The following is a 15496-nucleotide window of genomic DNA, read 5'->3' on the forward strand; positions in this document are numbered from 1 at the left end:
ATGTACAATTAGTGTAGGCAGTCCGATTTCATTTGTCAATTGTCTTCAGATTGACTTATTCAGTCTCTGTACGATTGCATTGGAAGCGAATTCATTGAATAATGGGAAAAAGGAACTAGGAAAGTGAGGTTTTACCGATGGAGGAACCATTAACGATGTTTCGTGACCGCTTTGAAGCTACTTCTGACCTGCACGATGGTCCTTCGTATGACGAGGTCGAATCACGTCTGACGTCATCGAAACGAGCAGCACTTGCTTGGATGGAAGAGACGGGCGGCAAGCCGAACGTCTTAAAAATGGAAGGAAGATTCGTCATCATCGACACTGCCAAAGAAAGTCCCTCAGGTCGCCGAAGTGTCTGTTTGGATGAGTCCGCTCGACTCGGTCGAAAGAAAAATACGCCGGCAGCAAGTGTCGAGTCGATGATTGAGAAGCTAGAGGTGCACCTCTTAACACCAGAGCAGTATCAAGAATTGCAGACGCAGTTTTCGTTTGACGAAAAAACCTCCAGTTGGCTTGCGACACCGGACGCAATTCGTCATAAAGGCGGTGCCTTGTTCGGAGACCGTCGTTATGAGACAACGTTCATCTATCACAACGGGGCGGATTCCTATTATGCAAGCCGAGGATTTCGTGTCTTCATTGAGCTAGACTAATCAAAAAAACACGCTACGATTGGAGTAGCGTGTTTTTTGTAAATTATAGGTAATAAAACCCAATTATGATATGATGGTCGATGAGTAGAGGAGGTGGACGTCATATTTGTATTGGGATTGATTGTAGGTGGTCTTCTAATGTTGATCAGTTTCCGGTTATTCCGCCAGCAACAGCCGGATACGATCTCATTGTGTAAAGACATCTTCTACGTGTTCGAAGTGCAGCCGGAATATCGGTTTCGTTATATCAGTCCTTCCCTCGATAACCATATGGGGAAAGGCGTGGCAGCAGCCAGCTACATGGATCCAGACGAGTGTTTCGCACGCATTCATCCGGAAGACGTCGAAGTCTTGATGTCGAAGATTTCGGGCGATTGTGACTACGAGCAGCCGTTTCGGCAACGCTGGCGGACGAATGACGAAACGTATGTCTGGTTCGAAGAATATGCGACGCCGATTCGCGAAAATGGACAGATCGTTGCCATTCAAGGTGTGATCCGCAACATTGACGAGCAGTTGAAATCACAACAGGCATTGCTCAATCAATACCGGATTGATTCCTTAACGCGGCTCGGTAATCGACACGCCTTCAATGAGGCTGTTCGCAAATTTGATCAAGCGGAAACGACATATGGTCTGATTCTGCTTGACTTGAATGAACTAAAAGAACTGAACGATCGGTTCGGTCATGCGGTCGGTGATGCCTTGCTTGAACAAACAGGGCTTTGCATCCGCCGTTTAACGAATCAGGGCTACCGAATCGGTGGCGATGAATTCGTCTTGATTGATGAGAGTCCGACTATTGAGACGTTTGAAGCGTTCGTCGAACACGTTCGCTCAACGTTCGCGACGCACGAGATTGGCCTTGCAATCGGCGCTGTTCATACGACAACAGGACGCCGTATCGACGACGTCCTGCATGAGGCAGATGAGCAGATGTATCAAGAGAAGATGAACAAACACTTAAGTCGTCAGCATTGATTGGTGAGCCCGAAGCAGTAAGGCGTTGAAGCGTTCCGGTTGATCGAGATTCGCTGTATGCCCGGCTCCCTCGACCGGTAAGACGATGACGTTCGGCACGTGTTCCGCAACGAACGCGGTTGCGTCGACTTCGTATGTTTCATTTGTTCCGTTTAGCATAACGACCGGTAAGGTGATCGACTGCAGCATCGTTTCCGTCAGTGCCGGGAAACGGAACGTCATCAAATCAAGCACCGCACGCGCCGTCGTTTTCCAGGCATGACCGTGCAACTGTTCGAACTGTTCGGCAATTTCCGGTGCCTGCTGTTCGAGATTGAGGAAAAACTCTCGTTGTTCGCGCATCAGCGGTTCCATCGCTTTAGGAATGAATGGTGAAAAACCCGTGATATATACACCTTCAAGTTCGTCCGGTGGGTCGAGTGCCAATTGCATCGCAAGCGTCGCGCCAAGCGACAACCCGAGAATCCATCCTGGACCTTCCTGTGCCATTCGTTCGCGGATGGCATCTGTTGCTTGTGATAAGTAATCTTCCGTTGCCGGTTCCGTCGTCATTCCGTGACCAGGCAGATCAATCGGAATGAACGTAAACTCATCCGCAAGAGCGGATAGCTGTGGTGCAAAGTGCGTCGCTGCCGTCCCCATTAATCCATGTAATACGTACATACGTGTCATACGGTAAACTCCTTAAATTGATGTAGTGTCAATATCGCTTCTGCGATGACGTCCGGACAATCATGATGCATCATGTGTGACGTGCCCGGAACGAACGTCACGTTCGCCTGATAAGATAGATTCGCCTGTCGCTGAATCAATTCCTGCCATTTTTCTTCCATCCGCTCCAGTTCATCTTTCGGAAAACCAGCAGCCATCATCGTCTCGATCGACTGCGCTTTGTCCCGTCCAAGAACCGTTAACGGGACACCGAGATCGCGTACGAGTGGTTGAAGATCTTTCGCATCAGCTTTCCACTGCGTGATGATCGCATGCATCGACCGGTAATACGCTGGGTTCCAATCCGTACGGTCATCCCCGTCCGGGAAACGATCGCGCAAGTCGGTTGCTTTCGCTAGTTCCGCGAACCGGTCGATCCAGACTGCGTCATCCCCTTCTTGATCGAGTGTCGGTGTATCGAGCTGATCGAGTTCTGCTAAATCAACGGATGTCGCATCCACGAGGACGAGTCCAGCTACACGTTCCGGATATTGTAAGGCGAAAGCTTGCGCGACGAGTCCACCGTAAGAATGTCCGACGAGCGTGACCGGAGTCGTGATGTCCGCCACGTTAAGTAACTGTTCGATTTGCCGTAAGATGCCGGTCGTCCCGTTCATATAATCTTCCGACCACTCATGCGGATGGAAGCTGACGACCCGGTAATCCGGCGTTAGTCTCGTCAGAATGTCTGACCAGTCCTGGTATGTCCCACCGAGGGATGGCAATAGTAACAACGGTCGTCCTGTCGAACCGTCATCATAATACGTCACTTGTTTTCCCTGTACTTGAATACATCGTTCCATTATAATCACTCCTCTATACTTTGAAAGATGGTGTTTACCTTGATTCGTGCCCTATTGTTTGATTTAGACGAGACGTTACATAACCGGTCCGGTTCTCTCCCACATTTCCTTCGGGATCAGCATCAACGTTTTCGTGAAGTGTCGCATGTTCCAATCACCGACTACATCGCGACGTTCTTGACGCTTGATCAAGTCGGACGGGTCTGGAAAGATGTCGTCTATGCCGAAATGATTACTCACTTCCAGTTGTCGCTTTCTGTTGAAATACTGCTACAGGACTACGTGACGCGTTACCCGATCTTCGCAAGGAGCTTTCCGGGAGTCGACGACTTTTTTGCGCAATTATCGTCCGAGCTACCCATCGGTTTACTGTCGAACGGTCGGACGACGTTCCAACGTGCCGTCTGTGACGCGATCGGACTGTCTCCCTCCTTTACACAGATCGGGATCTCGGAACAAGAAGGCGTCCGTAAACCGAATCCGGCATTTTTCTTGCGACTAACGGACCGTTTAGGTGTTCGCCCGGACGAAGTCCTTTATGTCGGCGACCATTACGACCACGACATCTTACCGGCACGCGCCCTCGGCATGCAGGCGATATGGAAGCGCACAGGCGATGTTCCGTTGACCGATACGCAATTTTCGGACTGGCGCCAGTTACCTGCTCCACTCCAAGACCTGATACGAAAGGAGAACCAGCCATGACTGAAAAGATCCGTCGTTTCCAACTTGACGATTTTGAGCAGATTCATCGATTGAACGCATTAGAAGGGTGGCAGGATCTCGTCGCTGATCAAGAGCGGACGCGCAACGCCTGGAGGAATTCGAATGCGGCTTTTGTCCTTGAATCTGACGGAAAAATCCTTGCTTATATCCGCGCTTTGACGGACGGTTCGGTGACGACGTTCGTCTGTGAGCTCCTCGTCAGTCGCGACGCACGCAAGCGTGGCTACGGACGAAAGTTACTCAATCATCTGAAGCACACTTATCCGACACGAATTGATTTACTGGCAACTCGTCAATCTGCTTCTTTTTATGAAGAGCAAGGTTTCCGCGTTTTCCATGGGTTCCGTCAATCACGATGAAGACAATGATTTCGAATAACTCGTACTCGTCACGCCGTAGCCCATCGCTTGATAAAAGTGATGGGCTGCTTCGCGTTCCGGTCGATTGCCACTGTTCAGTAAGACGGCAGTTGCGCCTCTCACTTTGGCCCAGTCTTCCGCTGCTTGGATCAAACGGCGTCCAATTCCCTGCCGACGATGTTTCGCGTTGACGACGAACGCCACGATTCGGACATAGGTCGTATCATGCTCGAACGCTTGTGCCTGAAACAGACCGACGCAACCGAGAAGGATCCTGTCTTCTTCTAGTACAAGCAATCCATAATCCGGGTGACGGGTGATTCGCGAAAATCGTTCGCGTAACTCGTTCTCGCTTGCCGGATAACCGAGTTGCGTCATCAATCCCACCAATTGCGGTAGATCGTCTTCTGTCCAAGACCGGATGTTCATCTTTCTCTTCCTCCTTATCGTGTGGGCGACAGAATCATCACCCGTTCTCGACCTTCTTCCTCACCGACGACTAACACGTGCTCAGATACCGGATCATTCTTGACTTGATAGACGGTAAACGCATCGAGGTTCGACGCAAAATCAGATGTGTCCTGTTCTAGTTGCGTATCGGTCAAGACATCATCCGTGACACCAAGTCGTTTCCCTTTCAGCTGTTGCCAGTCTAAATTCGTCATCTCTTTTGCTACTTTGTAAAAGTGTTCATCATAATACATGCCGACCCTCATCGATTGCGACGATTGTTCGGGAACGGTCTCATGCAAGGAACTAAAGCCGATGATCGTTAGACCGGCAGCAAGGCAAACAGCTTGTAACGAGCGCCGGCGCCGTTTTGCTTTACGGATGCCCTGAATTGTCCGTTGCCTGACAGATGACGGTACGTCGATCAAGATTTTTGGATCGTGATTCATAGACTCATCCCCTTCTGTCGTCGTACTTTCTCGAGTGCGCGGTACAACGTGCTTTTGATCGTACTCAGTGGCACATTGAAGGTTTGCGCAATCTCTTGCAGTGACAAATCTTCTTCATACCGGAAGTAGACGATCGAGCGCTCGGTCGGCTCGAGGACTTCTAGTAAATCGTCCAGGTACAATCGATCAACAAGACGCTCTTCAAACGACGTCGTTTGACTGGATTCGATCGCGAGCGGCTGAAACGACGCTCGATGTTGCTGGAAAGCGCAATTCATCGTGATGCGCGTCAACCATGTCTTAAAATACGCAGCATCCCGTAGACTCTTTCGCGCGCGCCATGCCCGGTACGCGACCTCTTGCACGTTCTCAAGCGCTGCCGCCTCCTCTTTCAGATAAATGAAGGAAATACGGTACACATAGTCTTCTTCTGCGAATAAAGCTGCTTCAAAAGCAGCGTCCGATAATGCTGGACCTGACTTTCGAAACACATCGGCATCCTCCTTTTTTGCAATCACTTCCTTATTAGATACGCGACACATTTAAAAAGTTTCATTTTTTTCAAATTTTTCTTATAATTCCCTTTTCTTGAATGAATGAATTCGATAGGATGGGACACAGAGAGATAAAAAAGGAGGATGTACGGAGAATGAAACTCTATATCGCTTCTCGCTTTGACCACACGTTGACCGTTCGCTGGCTCCGCGATGAACTCCGCTTGCGTGGTCACGACTTAACATATGACTGGACGATGAATGATCGGGCAGAGGATCCTCAAGCACTTCGTCAAATCGGTCTTGCGGAGTTCGAAGCCGTGCAGCAAGCAGATGTCTTTGTCCTCGTGTTGCCGGCAGGAAAAAGTAGCCATGTCGAACTTGGAATTGCGCTCGCGACGAATCGCCCCGTCTACTTATGTATGCCAGACGCGACCTACTTCACTGGACCGTTAGCGAGTACGTTTTATCATATTGGCCAAACGACTCCCTGCTTCGGAACGAAGGAAGACTGGCTCGCGCAGATTCTTGCCGATCGCTTACCGGAAGAACAACTGACGTCATGAGGACCGTCCTGTTGACGATCGGTCCGACTCATGCCGGGAAAACGACGTTCGCCCGACAGCTTGCTCAGCGGCTACCAACAAGCCTTGTCATTGATCAGGATCTCCAGGCGCGTTTTTTGCTCGATCATTATCCGGAACTTGTTCCGACAGAAGGACCGAATCACGTCAAACATGACTTGACGGGATGGTTGATTAAACAAGCAGTCGCTTCTTCCCTCGAGACGATCATCTTATGTAATGCCAACGCCTTGCGCACCGGACGTCAGCAACTGTTAGATCAATTTCCCCGTTCGACGTTCCGCTCGATCCTCGCCTGGTTCGATTTACCTGAAACTACCCTTACAGATCGACTAACCCATTCGACACGTGATGGACGGGAGATTCGTAGCAATGCGTCGTACCATGACATCTATCAACGACAACGGATTGAGCCGCCAGCTCCCCATGAGGCCGACCAAATCGTTCATCTTCGTTCGACGGAAGACGTCGAAGCATTCCTCGAACACATCACGAATCACTCGTTTGATTCTTTTTTTGGTGGTGTGTCGACACCATGATGTTGACGTAACGCACGGTTGAAGTTCGCAATCAAGGCACTGATCATGCCGATCCCAAGTAAGACATATCCCATCGAGAAAATCTTACCGAGCGGTGTCACGGGGTGTAGATCACCGTACCCGACCGTCGTCAACGTCATGACCGACAAATAGAGCGCATCGAGATACCCAAGTGACTCGACGCCATGATAAAAGAACATCCCGATCGCAAGTAAAAAGACGACGGACCCCATGACGGCTTGCTGTTCCTGTTGCTTAAAGAGGATTCGTAGCACGTGGTACATATTCTTAAATACGATGAAAAACGCCAGCATGAGAATCGACCTTCTTTCGGCTTTTTGATAGTCGATTCCCGTCTCGTGGCAAAGACAATCCGCTTCTTTTAAACGGATTCATAATGACGAGCCAATAGGTAAGCAATCACAAATGAAACAAAGAAAGTAGGAACGATGATGTCTGAAGAACAACGATTGACTGGCGGAAATGTCTCCGCTGTCTATAAAAAAGGAAACTATGTCTATCGCTCACAAAAAGAGAACAGCAAAAACGTCCAACGATTATTGCGCCACTTGGAAGTTAAACAGTTATCTGGTGTTCCCCGCTTTATCGGCATCGACGAACAAGGGCGAGAAATATTAACCTATCTTCCTGGGGAAACGGCAGATTATCCGCTAAAGGCATACATGTGGCAAGACGACGTGCTAGACGATGTCGCGCGTCTGATGCGCAAGTACCATGACGCGACGGTCGACTTTGACGTCTCACCGGACTGGGCACCGTTGCTCAATACCCCGAGTCCACACGAAGTCATGTGTCACAACGATTTTGCCGTTTACAATACAATTTTTGAGGATCAAAAACTGAGTGGCGTGATTGACTTTGATCTCGCGGCACCCGGTCCGCGTGCGTGGGATATCGTCTATGCTCTCTATACGTTCGTTCCGCTCAGCAGCAGACGGCAAGCACCTGACGGATTCGTTCTTGATTATTCACCAGAGCAAGATGACGCAAGCTTCTCCGAGCGGGTGAGTCGATTCCTTGATGCGTATGGTTATGAAGGACCGCGTTCCGAACTGCGATCCCTATTATTGTTGCGTGTCGAAGCCCTGTATCTGTTGATTGATCAAAGAGCTGCGGACGGCGATGCTGCCTTCATCAAGATGAAAGCAGACGGTCACGATACACATTATAGAGCGGAATACCGTTTCATCGCCGAACATGGGCAGAAGTGGTTCACCGATAAATCCTCGATAAAATAACGTTCAATGTCCATGTTCATCATAAAGGGGTGATTTCTTTGAAGATGATTGATCTCGATTTTTTACTGACGACTGAAGATTACGATCTTGAACTGGATACGATGTCGTTAAAGGCGAACGACCATTACGCGATTGATTTCTATTTTTATGGCGCTGACGAAACATTTAAGCTCTTGATTGACGATCCTTCGCGCGATTACTTTTTGATGCGTTTTGAAAAGTACGCCGTTTTCCTCGGGACATTGCAAGAGCACGGCATCATCGACGAGAAACTTCGAAATCCGTATCCAGTCGTGAAGTCCAAAGAATCGATGTTCGGTGACTTTGCTGCAAAGTATATGAAAACGAAGGAAATTTATACGGAACGGGGAGACTTACACTTATTTGCCATTAGAACACATGAACAGGATTTTTACATTTTGTCCTACAGTGATCCGATCATCATTGATCATACGGCGAAAGAAGATTAATTGAACAACAGATGTTGTTACACCATAAAAAAGAGGAGGATGAACGTCTTTTGAAAAAATCACTGATAATACTTTTAACTGCTCCCGTTCTGCTTTTATCCGCTTGTACAGAAGAGCAAAAGACATCACAGCCTACTACTCAACTAATGTCAAAGAGTGAAAAAATACAATCCGAATCTGTAAAAATTGATGATGACAGTAAAGTGAACATTGTTTTTCTCTATGAACCGTACAAAAAATATCTACAAGCGTCCTTAAAAAACAATGATCCTGAAGTAGATAAAAAGAATTATGCGAAGTATGTCTTAAGCTATATCGACAAAGTCGGCGACAAGGAGCAGTTCGCGACAGCCGACTTAAAAGGTTCTCTGATGTTGCAATCAACCGTATACGAACAAGAGCTACTCGATAAAATCGAGAACTTGATGAAACAGCAGGACAACATTAAAAAAATCATCCAAAAAAACTACATCGCTTCACATAAGATCCTTCCCAAAAAGAAAAGTACCATTATTGTCGCCCCCATTAATCCTGAATCCTCTCTCGATATTCAGCCGATGAAAGGTGTTACAGGAGCCGCCTATAAAGATGCTTTCATTCTCTACCTGGATCCAAACTACGATCAAGACGTCTTAGCATATACGACGGCACATGAATATCATCACTTAGTCCTCATGGATACACCCGATTTTAGTTTAAATACGACTCTTAATTCCGTCATTGTCGAAGGAAAGGCAGATGCCTTTGCCGAGCGAATCGTCAAAGACGTTTCCATTCCTTGGAATGTCGAGATGGATGAAGCAACAAAGAAACATGTCGTGCATCTCGTCAACAGCCATGAAGTATCACAACTCGACTTCGTTCTAGGTAACGAACAAAAAGAGATTCCTCGCTGGAGTAACTACATGTTAGGGCGTGATATCCTCAATCATTATTTTGAGTCGCATCCCGACCAGTCCATCGCTGACTGGACCTATACGGATCAAACAGATATCTTAAAAGGATACTAGTATCAAAAGATTCTTGAGCAATGAGGTGCTTTCATGAAATACACATGTCCCGTCTGCGGATATGACCGAATGGACGACGTTGCTTATTATGAAAATGGTGACGCTTCGTTCGAACTTTGTTCTTGTTGCGGCTTTCAGTTCGGAGTAGACGATGATGTCGAAATCGAGGATGGTATCTTCTTATCAAGAAGTGAAGCACACGACTTGTATCGCTCGAACTGGCTCAAGGACGGTGCTAAAATCTTTAGTCCTCATGCCTTTAAAACCATGCAAGACGCGGGCGACTATTTGGAAAGAACAATTTTACAAAAACAATTACAAAGAATTCATATCACGCTAGACAACTAAGCTGAATTCAAATTGATGACGTAACCAAATGAAAAGGAGCGCCACACTTCACGATAACATCGTGTAAGTCTGCGCTCCTTTTCGTCTGACATCATTCACGCGTCTCGTGGACCATCAACGTAACGGTCACGATTGCGCCTTGCTCCGAATGATTCCTAATCGTTAACTCACCGTCATGTAAATCAATGATTCGTTTAACGATCGATAATCCAAGACCATGTCCTTCATTCGCTCGTGACTGTTCGCCCTGATAAAAGCGATCGAACACGTACGGTAAATCCTGTTCTGCGATTCCTGGTCCTTCATCGCGGATCGTGACGCGAATGTTTTTTCCTTCGCTTAAGGTCACTTCTAACACTCCCGATTCCGGCGAAAACCGAATCGCGTTCTCAAGCAGATTGAGCCAGACGTGCTGCATCAGTTCCTCTTCCCACTCGACGGACACTTCTGGTAAATCAAGCTCCAGTCGAAGTGATTTCTCCGTCCACTGTCGTTCCAGTAGTAAAAGACATGTCCGAAGTTGTTCATCAAGGCGATACCGTTTCCGCTCGATGATCGTCTGATGATCAAGCCGCGATAAGCGGACGAGATTTGACGTCAAGCGTGATAGACGGGTGCTCTCTTGCTCCATGATCGTCAAGTACTGCTGCCGTTTATCCGAGTTTTCTTCTGTCTGTAACAACCTAGAAAATCCTTGAATCGAAGCAATCGGTGTCTTCAGCTCATGTGAGATCGAGGCGACGAGATCTTTTGCGAGATGGTCGTTTCGTCGTAGTGCTTCGGTCATGTGGTTGAAGTTTTCAACGAGGAGTGCGACCTCATCATTTCCACCTTCCTTGATCGAGACATCATAGTTCCCGTTCGTCACTTCAATCGCCGCTTCACTGATGCTACGAATCCGTCGTGTCACGAGCGTGACGGCAAGCCAGGTCAGGATGAAGGCGACGCCGATCGTGATGACGATACCGATTCCAGCTGACGTTCGTAATCCGTCAAGGATGCGTTGTCCGGCAATCGGTGTCGAGACGAGATATCCTGTCTCCGTTTGGCGAATGTATTGCGACGGTTCGAGCCACGCCCCATCGATCGTAATTTCTCCTTTTTGCTGTAACTGGTTACGTTCTGACGCCGATAATGACTGTACTTGATTGAGCGACGTGTATTGTGTCGTTTGAATCAAAGACTGATCCATGTATTGACTCGCTTCAGCGAACGACAGGTTTTGGTCTTGCATCAATCGTTCAATCTGATCCGTTCGTTGTTGCAATTGATTATTCAGATCTTGATCGATTTCTTGGAACTGGAACCAGACCGTCATGATGAAAGGTAACAGCAGTGGTAGTAACAATAAACCGAATAGGATGACGAAAAAGCGACCGGAGATCGAGCGGATGAAGCGCTTCACTGGATCACTACTTTATAACCGAGTCCCCAGACCGTCTCGATCGTAAAATCATCATAAGTGCTGAACTTGTCACGCAACCGCTTGATGTGGACATCGACCGTCCGACTGTCGGTCTCGACATCATATCCCCAAATCTCGTCCATCAACTGCTGACGTGTAAAAATCTGCTTCGGATGTGCCAACAAGCGATAGAGCAGTTGAAACTCCTTCTGTGGCAACGGTATCTCACCACGAGGCGTTACGACCGTCGCATCCGTCATCCGTAGTTGCAGGGAATTAACGATTAATTCTTGTGCTGCTACGATCTTTGAACGGCGTAACAGCGCTCGGATCCGCAGTAAGAGCTCGTCCAAATCAACTGGCTTGACCATATAATCATCGACACCGGTCGTGAATCCGGCTTCCTTATCCTGAAAGGAATCCAGCACTGTCAACATCAAGACAGGTTGTTCGTACCCGGATTCACGTAGCAGCTCAACCAGTTCGATTCCTGAGACGTGCGGCATCATCACATCCGTCACGACGAGGTCGACGTGTTTCTGATCGAGTTGATCGAGGGCGACTTTTCCGTCTCTCGCTTCAATCACCGTAAAGCCGGCGGACCGGAGTGTCTCACCTAATAGTAGACGGACATTCCGGTCATCTTCGGCAATCAAGATCGTTACCATCGTCTTCCTCCTTCACTTAAACATTTCGTAAGGCTTCGATCGGGTTCAGACGGGACGCTTTCCGTGCTGGCATATAACCGAATAAGACACCGACCCCGATTGAGAATCCGGCTGCAAGCAGAATCGTGCTCACGGAGAGTGTGAACGGTGTGCTGATCATCAGACTGACGCCAAATGCGAGCATCGCTCCGACAAGAATCCCGATCACCCCACCTATCAAGGACAGCAGGATCGATTCCAAGAGGAACTGAAGGCGGATCGTACGTGGTTTTGCACCGAGTGCTTTTCGTAAGCCAATCTCCGTCGTCCGTTCCGTGACCGAGACGAGCATCATGTTCATGATGCCGATTCCGCCGACGATCAAGGAAATCGACGCAATACCCGTCAACAAGAGCGAGAGCATCGTATTGATTTGGTCAATCGAATCGAGTGCTTCATCTAAGCTGACGACGTCATACGTATCGTCGCGTCCGTTATAGAACTGGTACAGCTTTGCCGAGACATCCCGTTTAACGGTCGCGACGTCTGCTGCGTCCGTCTTGAAGATATCCACTTGCTTAACGGCTGTCACCCCAAGCGTCCGCAATGCCGTCATATAGGGAATGACGATTTGATCGCCATCCGCGTTACTGACACCGACGATCCGGTAATCGAGTCCATCGAGCTTGATCGTCTCCCCAATCGCGACCTGACCCGGATAGAGCGTCCGGGCGACGGACGGACTGACGACGGCGACATGCGTCTGTTGTTTCACATCACTGATGACGATACCACGTCCTTGCGGGACATCTTCTGATTCCCGGTAATAGATGTGGTTTCGTCCTTCGATCGTCACCTGGTCGAGCGTGTGATTTTCGAAACGGACGTCCCGAACCGTCGAAACGGTCGGTGAGACACCGCGTGTTCCTTTAATCGTGTTTAACTCTTCCAGTTGTGCAGGTGATAATCCTTCTTTCAACGGCGTCTCTGTCGTTTGGACCGTTAATTTATTGGCACCGAACGACGCGACCTCTTCATTGATTGAGGCCGTCGCGCCGTTGACGATTGAAATCAAGGCGATGATCGACGCGACACCGATGATGACACCAAGCGTCGTCAAGAACGACCGCATCTTATGATGCCAGATATTCGACCATGCCATCCGTAACGTTTCGCGAATCATGTCGTCACCTCCGTCACCTGACCATCCTCGATCCGGATAATCCGGCGGGCTTGCTTAGCAATATTGACATCGTGTGTAATCATGATGATCGTCTTCCCTTCCTCCGAGAGGCTCTCGAACAACTCCATGATTTGTTTCCCTGTCTTTTGATCGAGCGCTCCGGTCGGCTCATCGGCGAGTAAGATCGTCGGTCGCGTCACGAGCGCCCGTGCGATCGCAACCCGTTGTTGTTGACCACCGGACAGTTGACTCGGTAAGGCATCGGCTTTATCTGTCAATCCGACACGTTCCAAGATTTCAAGCGAGCGCGCGCGGCGCTCTTTGCGCGAGACGCCGGCATAGATGAGCGGTAATTCAACGTTTTGTAAGACGCTCATGCGCGGCAGCAACTGGAACTGTTGAAAGATGAAGCCAATCTCTTCATTGCGAATCGTCGCTAGCTGATCCTCGGATAGATCGTGGACGAGCTGCTCCTGCAAGCGATAGACGCCGTTTGAAGCGACATCGAGGCATCCGATGATATTCATCAGCGTTGATTTTCCTGAACCCGAAGGTCCGAGGATCGTCACATATTCACCAGCCTCGATCGTCAGCGATACTCGATCGAGGACGATGTGACGATTGGTTCCATCGCCGTAAGTTTTTTGGATTTCTTGCAAGTCAACGACCGGCATCAGGACGCACCTCCTGGTGGAGTCGGAAGAAGACCAGAACCACCGTCATCACTCGGCAGGAAGACTTCGTCTCCGGCAGACAATCCGTCCTTGATTTCAATATCTTGTCCGTCCGTCACGCCCGTCTCGATGTATTGACGAGTCGTTTCCCCGTCTTTTTTCACATACACATACGGACGATCCGACTTCGAATACGAAATGACATCGAGCGATAAGACAGGTACATCTTGTGCGAGTTGATACGGTAAACGTCCCTCGACCGTCATGCCGGGTAACCAGTTTGAAGAGCTCGGTACCGACACTTTTGCATTGAAATACGTACTCCCATTTTCCGTCACAGCTTCCGGACTAATCGATTCGACCTTTCCTTTGATGGTCTTATCAGATGCATCCGTCTGTAGTTCAATCGTATCTTCAACTTCAATCCGTTCGATATCTTGTTCATCAATTTTCAGACGAGCGATCAACGCTTTGTTGTCTGCAACAACGAAAAGGACGGTATTCGGGGCATACGCTTCGCCTTCCGTGACGTCAAGACGAACGAGTTGTCCGGAGCGTGGTGCCTTGAAATCTTCTCCTCCTTCGACGCTGATGATCGTTTGACCCGACTTGACGGTATCCCCTTCTTCAAATCGAACGTCAGTGACACGGACATCACGATCACTGATGACCGTCTGTCGATCTTTCGCTTCAAGCGTGCCTGAGAAGTAGAAGAATGTTTGTAATGTCTTCGACTCGACGACCTCCTTCGTTTCTTGTGCCTCTCCTCGTCCTAAAAAGAGCGTGGAACCGATTAATAGGAGTACCAGGATGACCCCTCCACTGATCCATAACCATTTCTTGCGTGTTCGTTTCATGTTAAATGCCTCCCTTGATTGGTATTAATCCGATCATAAGGAGAAGTTATGAACCAACTATGAATAAATGTTAAAAAAGTGGTTGGATCAGAAATAAAAACGCAATAGACAAAATTTTCTAAAAATAATACACTGAACATAACCAAATTATGTAAAAGGAGTGGTCATATGGATATTACCTTTCAAGATATTTCGCATACATTCGAACGAAGCGGTGTCCGGACCGATGTCTTGCATCAACTAAACGGTCAGTTTTCGCACAGTGAGGTAACGGCACTCGTCGGTCCATCCGGGTCTGGAAAATCAACGTTCCTGAGTCTCCTTGGTTCGCTTGATCGCCCGACGTCCGGGCAGATTCTTTATGACGGGCAGGATATCACGTCTTGGAAGAACAAACGGTTATCGCAATTCCGCTCGCAAGAGATCGGCTTCATCTTCCAGCAGTTTCACTTATTACCGGCACTGACGGTATCTGAGAACTTAAAGGTCGCCTTGTTAAAGCAAAAGACATCCTTCAATCAAGAGGAGCGGATTCTCGAGTTACTCGAACGGGTTAGACTCGACGACAAACGGAATGCTTTACCTGCTCAATTATCCGGTGGTCAACAACAACGGGTCGCGATCGCCCGTGCCCTGCTTCATCATCCACAATGGATTCTTGCGGACGAACCAACCGGTAATCTCGATTCCGTGACCGGTGATGCAATTTTTGAGTTGTTACTAGAGCTCCATCGTGAAGCCAAGTGTGGCGTTTTATTTGTCACACACGATTTGGAACTCGCGGAACGTGCTGACCGGATTCTCTTCATGCAGGATGGTCGGATCGTCGAAGACCGCCGAAAGCGCACGGTGCAAAGTGTCTAAGTTTCATTCTCTTAGGAGGTGTTCGCG

General features: G+C 48.6%; 22 protein-coding genes. 11 read left to right on the forward strand and 11 right to left on the reverse strand.

What is annotated here, in order from left to right; genetic code table 11:
* Nucleotides 1-137: 137 nt before the first annotated feature.
* On the forward strand, nucleotides 138-656 hold the full coding sequence (locus L985_RS09000; protein ID WP_029341766.1) for a DUF4256 domain-containing protein: 519 nt from the start codon (nucleotides 138-140) through the stop codon (nucleotides 654-656).
* Between the two features lie 138 nt (nucleotides 657-794).
* Entirely contained in the window at nucleotides 795-1637 is an 843-nt protein-coding gene (locus tag L985_RS09005; RefSeq protein WP_052169392.1) for a sensor domain-containing diguanylate cyclase, read from the forward strand.
* Here the strand turns inward: L985_RS09005 and L985_RS09010 are convergent.
* Together L985_RS09010 and L985_RS09015 are read right to left on the reverse strand one after the other, a co-directional pair.
* Nucleotides 1620-2309, reverse strand: coding sequence for an alpha/beta fold hydrolase (locus L985_RS09010; RefSeq protein ID WP_052169391.1), 690 nt, complete (start codon nucleotides 2307-2309; stop codon nucleotides 1620-1622). The genes L985_RS09005 and L985_RS09010 overlap by 18 nt on opposite strands.
* Nucleotides 2306-3151 (reverse strand): alpha/beta fold hydrolase, encoded by an 846-nt coding sequence (locus L985_RS09015; RefSeq protein WP_047391377.1) that lies wholly within the window; start codon nucleotides 3149-3151, stop codon nucleotides 2306-2308. The genes L985_RS09010 and L985_RS09015 overlap by 4 nt, the downstream gene beginning before the upstream one ends.
* 39 nt (nucleotides 3152-3190) lie before the next feature.
* Between L985_RS09015 and L985_RS09020 the strand changes: the two genes are divergently transcribed.
* Nucleotides 3191-3856: an HAD family hydrolase gene (locus L985_RS09020; protein WP_052169390.1), complete on the forward strand. Its 666-nt coding sequence runs from the start codon at nucleotides 3191-3193 to the stop codon at nucleotides 3854-3856.
* Complete coding sequence (locus tag L985_RS09025; RefSeq protein WP_047391374.1) at nucleotides 3853-4236, forward strand: GNAT family N-acetyltransferase; 384 nt, start codon at nucleotides 3853-3855, stop codon at nucleotides 4234-4236. Before L985_RS09020 ends, L985_RS09025 begins: the two co-directional genes overlap by 4 nt.
* On the opposite strand, the gene L985_RS09030 is transcribed toward L985_RS09025, so the two are convergent.
* Genes L985_RS09030 through L985_RS09040 form a run of 3 tightly spaced genes read right to left on the reverse strand, consistent with a single transcriptional unit; the run spans nucleotide 4228 to nucleotide 5626 of the window.
* Complete coding sequence (locus L985_RS09030) at nucleotides 4228-4665, reverse strand: GNAT family N-acetyltransferase (protein ID WP_047391371.1); 438 nt, start codon at nucleotides 4663-4665, stop codon at nucleotides 4228-4230. The genes L985_RS09025 and L985_RS09030 overlap by 9 nt on opposite strands.
* Before the next feature lie 14 nt (nucleotides 4666-4679).
* Complete coding sequence (locus L985_RS09035; protein ID WP_047391368.1) at nucleotides 4680-5135, reverse strand: hypothetical protein; 456 nt, start codon at nucleotides 5133-5135, stop codon at nucleotides 4680-4682.
* Complete coding sequence (locus tag L985_RS09040; protein WP_047391364.1) at nucleotides 5132-5626, reverse strand: sigma-70 family RNA polymerase sigma factor; 495 nt, start codon at nucleotides 5624-5626, stop codon at nucleotides 5132-5134. Before L985_RS09040 ends, L985_RS09035 begins: the two co-directional genes overlap by 4 nt.
* A 158-nt stretch (nucleotides 5627-5784) precedes the next feature.
* On the opposite strand from L985_RS09040, the gene L985_RS16960 reads away from it, so the two are divergent.
* On the forward strand, nucleotides 5785-6195 hold the full coding sequence (locus L985_RS16960) for a TIR domain-containing protein (protein WP_047391361.1): 411 nt from the start codon (nucleotides 5785-5787) through the stop codon (nucleotides 6193-6195).
* On the forward strand, nucleotides 6192-6752 hold the full coding sequence (locus tag L985_RS09050) for an AAA family ATPase (protein WP_071908799.1): 561 nt from the start codon (nucleotides 6192-6194) through the stop codon (nucleotides 6750-6752). The genes L985_RS16960 and L985_RS09050 overlap by 4 nt, the downstream gene beginning before the upstream one ends.
* Here the strand turns inward: L985_RS09050 and L985_RS09055 are convergent.
* Nucleotides 6710-7066, reverse strand: a complete 357-nt coding sequence (locus L985_RS09055) for a potassium channel family protein (RefSeq protein ID WP_029341777.1) — start codon at nucleotides 7064-7066, stop codon at nucleotides 6710-6712. The genes L985_RS09050 and L985_RS09055 overlap by 43 nt on opposite strands.
* Nucleotides 7067-7204: 138 nt before the next feature.
* On the opposite strand from L985_RS09055, the gene L985_RS09060 reads away from it, so the two are divergent.
* From L985_RS09060 to L985_RS09075, 4 genes are all read left to right on the forward strand, one after another.
* Nucleotides 7205-8011 carry a phosphotransferase gene (locus L985_RS09060; protein WP_047391424.1) on the forward strand — a complete coding sequence of 269 codons (807 nt, stop codon included), beginning with the start codon at nucleotides 7205-7207 and terminating at the stop codon, nucleotides 8009-8011.
* Nucleotides 8012-8049: 38 nt separating this feature from the next.
* Nucleotides 8050-8481, forward strand: coding sequence for a hypothetical protein (locus tag L985_RS09065; RefSeq protein ID WP_047391352.1), 432 nt, complete (start codon nucleotides 8050-8052; stop codon nucleotides 8479-8481).
* 203 nt (nucleotides 8482-8684) lie between these two features.
* Nucleotides 8685-9491 carry a DUF2268 domain-containing putative Zn-dependent protease gene (locus L985_RS09070; RefSeq protein ID WP_235609824.1) on the forward strand — a complete coding sequence of 269 codons (807 nt, stop codon included), beginning with the start codon at nucleotides 8685-8687 and terminating at the stop codon, nucleotides 9489-9491.
* A 33-nt stretch (nucleotides 9492-9524) separates the two neighbouring features.
* The gene (locus L985_RS09075; protein ID WP_029341781.1) at nucleotides 9525-9839 is read left to right on the forward strand and encodes a hypothetical protein; all 315 of its coding nucleotides are present in this window, start codon (nucleotides 9525-9527) and stop codon (nucleotides 9837-9839) included.
* Nucleotides 9840-9930: 91 nt separating this feature from the next.
* Here L985_RS09075 and L985_RS09080 read toward each other — a convergent pair whose 3' ends face one another.
* From L985_RS09080 to L985_RS09100, 5 genes are read right to left on the reverse strand one after another with little or no spacing between them, the layout of a single operon-like run.
* A complete protein-coding gene (locus tag L985_RS09080; protein WP_051656273.1) occupies nucleotides 9931-11244 on the reverse strand; it encodes a HAMP domain-containing sensor histidine kinase in 1314 nt (437 codons plus the stop codon).
* On the reverse strand, nucleotides 11241-11912 hold the full coding sequence (locus tag L985_RS09085; RefSeq protein ID WP_047391347.1) for a response regulator transcription factor: 672 nt from the start codon (nucleotides 11910-11912) through the stop codon (nucleotides 11241-11243). The genes L985_RS09080 and L985_RS09085 overlap by 4 nt, the downstream gene beginning before the upstream one ends.
* Nucleotides 11913-11928: 16 nt before the next feature.
* Nucleotides 11929-13074, reverse strand: a complete 1146-nt coding sequence (locus tag L985_RS09090; protein WP_047391343.1) for an ABC transporter permease — start codon at nucleotides 13072-13074, stop codon at nucleotides 11929-11931.
* Complete coding sequence (locus tag L985_RS09095; RefSeq protein WP_047391338.1) at nucleotides 13071-13748, reverse strand: ABC transporter ATP-binding protein; 678 nt, start codon at nucleotides 13746-13748, stop codon at nucleotides 13071-13073. The genes L985_RS09090 and L985_RS09095 overlap by 4 nt, the downstream gene beginning before the upstream one ends.
* The gene (locus tag L985_RS09100) at nucleotides 13748-14605 is read right to left on the reverse strand and encodes an efflux RND transporter periplasmic adaptor subunit (RefSeq protein WP_029341786.1); all 858 of its coding nucleotides are present in this window, start codon (nucleotides 14603-14605) and stop codon (nucleotides 13748-13750) included. Before L985_RS09100 ends, L985_RS09095 begins: the two co-directional genes overlap by 1 nt.
* Before the next feature lie 168 nt (nucleotides 14606-14773).
* On the opposite strand from L985_RS09100, the gene L985_RS09105 reads away from it, so the two are divergent.
* Entirely contained in the window at nucleotides 14774-15469 is a 696-nt protein-coding gene (locus tag L985_RS09105) for an ABC transporter ATP-binding protein (RefSeq protein ID WP_047391335.1), read from the forward strand.
* Nucleotides 15470-15496 lie beyond the last annotated feature (27 nt).

Source organism: Exiguobacterium sp. ZWU0009, from assembly GCF_000798935.2.
Lineage (GTDB): Bacteria > Bacillota > Bacilli > Exiguobacteriales > Exiguobacteriaceae > Exiguobacterium_A > Exiguobacterium_A acetylicum.

Excerpts from the sequence above, each read along its gene's own strand:
- L985_RS09060 (WP_047391424.1), top strand. The coding sequence starts at position 7,205 with ATGTCTGAAGAACAACGATTGACTGGCGGAAATGTCTCCGCTGTCTAT.
- L985_RS09050 (WP_071908799.1), top strand. The coding sequence starts at position 6,192 with ATGAGGACCGTCCTGTTGACGATCGGTCCGACTCATGCCGGGAAAACG.
- L985_RS09035 (WP_047391368.1), bottom strand. The coding sequence starts at position 5,135 with ATGAATCACGATCCAAAAATCTTGATCGACGTACCGTCATCTGTCAGG.
- L985_RS09085 (WP_047391347.1), bottom strand. The coding sequence starts at position 11,912 with ATGGTAACGATCTTGATTGCCGAAGATGACCGGAATGTCCGTCTACTA.
- L985_RS09005 (WP_052169392.1), top strand. The coding sequence starts at position 795 with ATGTTGATCAGTTTCCGGTTATTCCGCCAGCAACAGCCGGATACGATC.
- L985_RS09075 (WP_029341781.1), top strand. The coding sequence starts at position 9,525 with ATGAAATACACATGTCCCGTCTGCGGATATGACCGAATGGACGACGTT.
- L985_RS09015 (WP_047391377.1), bottom strand. The coding sequence starts at position 3,151 with ATGGAACGATGTATTCAAGTACAGGGAAAACAAGTGACGTATTATGAT.
- L985_RS09105 (WP_047391335.1), top strand. The coding sequence starts at position 14,774 with ATGGATATTACCTTTCAAGATATTTCGCATACATTCGAACGAAGCGGT.
- L985_RS09010 (WP_052169391.1), bottom strand. The coding sequence starts at position 2,309 with ATGACACGTATGTACGTATTACATGGATTAATGGGGACGGCAGCGACG.
- L985_RS16960 (WP_047391361.1), top strand. The coding sequence starts at position 5,785 with ATGAAACTCTATATCGCTTCTCGCTTTGACCACACGTTGACCGTTCGC.
- L985_RS09025 (WP_047391374.1), top strand. The coding sequence starts at position 3,853 with ATGACTGAAAAGATCCGTCGTTTCCAACTTGACGATTTTGAGCAGATT.
- L985_RS09000 (WP_029341766.1), top strand. The coding sequence starts at position 138 with ATGGAGGAACCATTAACGATGTTTCGTGACCGCTTTGAAGCTACTTCT.
- L985_RS09095 (WP_047391338.1), bottom strand. The coding sequence starts at position 13,748 with ATGCCGGTCGTTGACTTGCAAGAAATCCAAAAAACTTACGGCGATGGA.
- L985_RS09030 (WP_047391371.1), bottom strand. The coding sequence starts at position 4,665 with ATGAACATCCGGTCTTGGACAGAAGACGATCTACCGCAATTGGTGGGA.
- L985_RS09100 (WP_029341786.1), bottom strand. The coding sequence starts at position 14,605 with ATGAAACGAACACGCAAGAAATGGTTATGGATCAGTGGAGGGGTCATC.
- L985_RS09090 (WP_047391343.1), bottom strand. The coding sequence starts at position 13,074 with ATGATTCGCGAAACGTTACGGATGGCATGGTCGAATATCTGGCATCAT.
- L985_RS09055 (WP_029341777.1), bottom strand. The coding sequence starts at position 7,066 with ATGCTGGCGTTTTTCATCGTATTTAAGAATATGTACCACGTGCTACGA.